The organism is Streptomyces minutiscleroticus (assembly GCF_014650875.1).
Lineage (GTDB): Bacteria > Actinomycetota > Actinomycetes > Streptomycetales > Streptomycetaceae > Streptomyces > Streptomyces minutiscleroticus.
Genome location: NZ_BMVU01000167.1, coordinates 1 through 2,513 on the forward strand (window position 1 = coordinate 1; position 2,513 = coordinate 2,513).

The following is a 2,513-nucleotide window of genomic DNA, read 5'->3' on the forward strand; positions in this document are numbered from 1 at the left end:
GGGTACTTACGTGGTGCAGGCATGGTGCTCGTGGATCTCCTTCGCCAGGATCGTAACCCTGGCATCAGGGACTCCACGAATCTCAGTACAGCTCACCCAGGCCGGCGCTTTGCTCACTTGGCTCGCCGACCAGGGCCGCACCATCGAACACTGCCAGCAGGCTGACCTCGACGCCTGGCACACCGAGAAGCTGGCCACCCGTCGCCCGGCCCAGACGTTCCTGCGCTGGTGCATGAAGACAGGCCGGATGCCTCGCCTCGCCCTGCCACCCCAGGTCGTCAACCAGGACCAAACACCCCTGCACCAGCACCACCGACTCGCCGTTCTCCGGCGGGTCCTCAACGACGACGCCCTGCCCCTACGGGCCCGGATCGCCGCGGCACTCGTTCTCCTCTACGCGCAACCTGTCACCCGCATCGTCCGCCTCACTGCCAACGACGTCATCGACGACGGGACCACCGTTACCGTCCGGCTGGGAGACCCGCCCTCCCCACTTCCGGAGCCCGTCGCTGACCTCATGCGGGCATACGTCCAGTCCTATCAGCACCTGCCCTACGCCAGCAGCAGGAGCTCACAGTGGCTCTTCCCTGGACGCCAGCCCGGCCAGCCGATGAACCCGGTCAGCCTTCAGGTCCACTTACGCGAGATCGGCGTCCCGCCGCAGCGCGGCAGGACCTCCGCAATCCGACAGCTCGTCCTCCAAGCCCCGGCCCCCGTCATCGCGAAGGCCCTCGGCTACCACGACAAGACAGCCACCCGCCTGGTCACCGAAGCCGGAGGAACCTGGAGCCGATACGCCCCCGGCGACCACACACGGTGAGCCGCGACGACGCTCCCTCACTCAGGGAACGAAAAGCCCAGCTCACGCAGACGGGGCAAACACGCTGCGAGGCATTGCTCCATCGACGCGGCATCAGTTCGCACAAGGACATCCTCGCGCAACGGGGCCCCACTGGCGACGAAGGTCCAAGACTTCCGCCTCTCCGCCATCCGCTCGGCGCCGGCCTTGACCAGCACCGTTACGCCCTGTTCAGCCAGCGCTTCCATGATCGCGACGACGTCCACCGGCGCTCTCCCCTCCCGAAGCGCTTCGTGCGCGCCACCGGACGAACATACCTACTCCGGGCCGGACCCTGGACACTGCTCTCATCACCCAAGGTGACCAGTCGTGGCGATTCGAGCTGGAATACGCGACACCTCAACATGCGAGCCCACCAGTCGAGGTCGCAATAGTCGAAGAGTGGCCCGGTCCCCAGTCATGGCGAGGAACCAAGCCGCATAACCGGAACCGACCCTCCCCGGCTCCCGCATTCCCGGCGTCGGCGTCCCGGCCGGCGGGGGCTGGGTCCTTGAGAAGAGCCCGCCCGGTCTCGGACCGCTCACCGCCTGGTCCACGGAGGTATGGATCGAGATCCCGGTTCCCGCACTGGTCAGCGAGGAAGTCTTTGCCAAGTCCAGCGCCGGCTGGTGGAGAATGCGAAATTCTCTCCCCGCAACACAAAGGAACCCGTGTTGTTGCAGGGGCTGCTGATGTGTGACGTGTGCGGCTACGCCTACACCCGCACCTCCCAGGGGCCCGGTCCGAAGAAGTACCGCTACTACCGGTGTCCGGGCATAAACGGCTGGGAGCTGCCCCAGGGCAAAGTCTGCTCCAGCCGTCCGCTGCGAGCTCCTGACCTCGTTGACTTCCTCCCCCTCCCTTCAGGAGGGGGAGGAAGTCAACGAGCCCAACCTCCACGGGCCGGTGTGGTGGCGCTGCGGCCACACCGACTGGGAGACCCTCGATATCGCCCTGACCAACCCCGACGACTACGACGCCTACCGCTGGCGCAACCACGCCGACCGTCGACGCGCCTCGGAGATCCGCAAGCAGCGGGCCGCCGAAACCGAAGCCGTCCGCCGACGCCGCGAGGCCGGCGCTTGGTCCTGCCTCGGATGCGGCCGATCCCTCTACCCCCACCCCGGCCTCCGGGCCGGCGACCGCTGCGCTACGTGCGCCTGCGGGCTGGCCGAGCCCCGGGCTGCGCCGGAAGCGGCTGCCCGACCGCCGCACCTGGGCACAGAGTGTCTGGCAGGGGATGCCCATCGCGGGTCCGGCCCGCGCGCCTTACGGGCCGGACCCGCTTCCTCGGCCCGAGACGTGTGGCCTTCTCGCGGGCCGCGACGCGAGCGAGGACCGGCCGAAGGCGGTCTCACCGCCTTCACGCTCCCGCCGCGCGGCCGTGCACACCGCCCGCGGAACACGACTCTGTCGGCTACGGCATCCGGACCGCCCCGCCGCGGCCTTCCCGGTCCCTCCACGGGGTACCCCAGGGCGGGTCACCGGGCCTGGGCCGGGCGCCCAAGACGCAAGAGGACGGCGTGGTTCCTGCGCCCAGCACGGGACGCGGACGCCTGCGCCGGGCCGGGACTGTGGTGAAGTTCCCCCTTGAGCGTGGACAGCGGGTGGTTACGCTGCGGGGGCGAGAACTTGTGCTGTCAGGGCCCGGGTCTCGAGCGGGGTGACGTAGCCG

General features: G+C 69.0%; 3 protein-coding genes. 2 read left to right on the forward strand and 1 reads right to left on the reverse strand.

Annotated elements, in window-relative coordinates; all coding sequences use genetic code 11:
* The first annotated feature begins 109 nt into the window (after positions 1-109).
* On the forward strand, positions 110-820 hold the full coding sequence (locus IE271_RS40645; protein ID WP_190195443.1) for a site-specific integrase: 711 nt from the start codon (positions 110-112) through the stop codon (positions 818-820).
* Positions 821-837: 17 nt separating this feature from the next.
* Here the strand turns inward: IE271_RS40645 and IE271_RS40650 are convergent, their stop codons facing one another.
* On the reverse strand, positions 838-1,065 hold the full coding sequence (locus IE271_RS40650) for a hypothetical protein (RefSeq protein ID WP_190195444.1): 228 nt from the start codon (positions 1,063-1,065) through the stop codon (positions 838-840).
* Between the two features lie 336 nt (positions 1,066-1,401).
* Between IE271_RS40650 and IE271_RS44285 the strand changes: the two genes are divergently transcribed.
* Entirely contained in the window at positions 1,402-2,505 is a 1,104-nt protein-coding gene (locus IE271_RS44285; RefSeq protein WP_373308922.1) for a recombinase zinc ribbon domain-containing protein, read from the forward strand.
* Positions 2,506-2,513 lie beyond the last annotated feature (8 nt).

What these genes read in the sequence shown, in the direction of transcription:
- IE271_RS44285 (WP_373308922.1), top strand. Translation starts at nt 1,402, where the DNA reads ATGGATCGAGATCCCGGTTCCCGCACTGGTCAGCGAGGAAGTCTTTGC.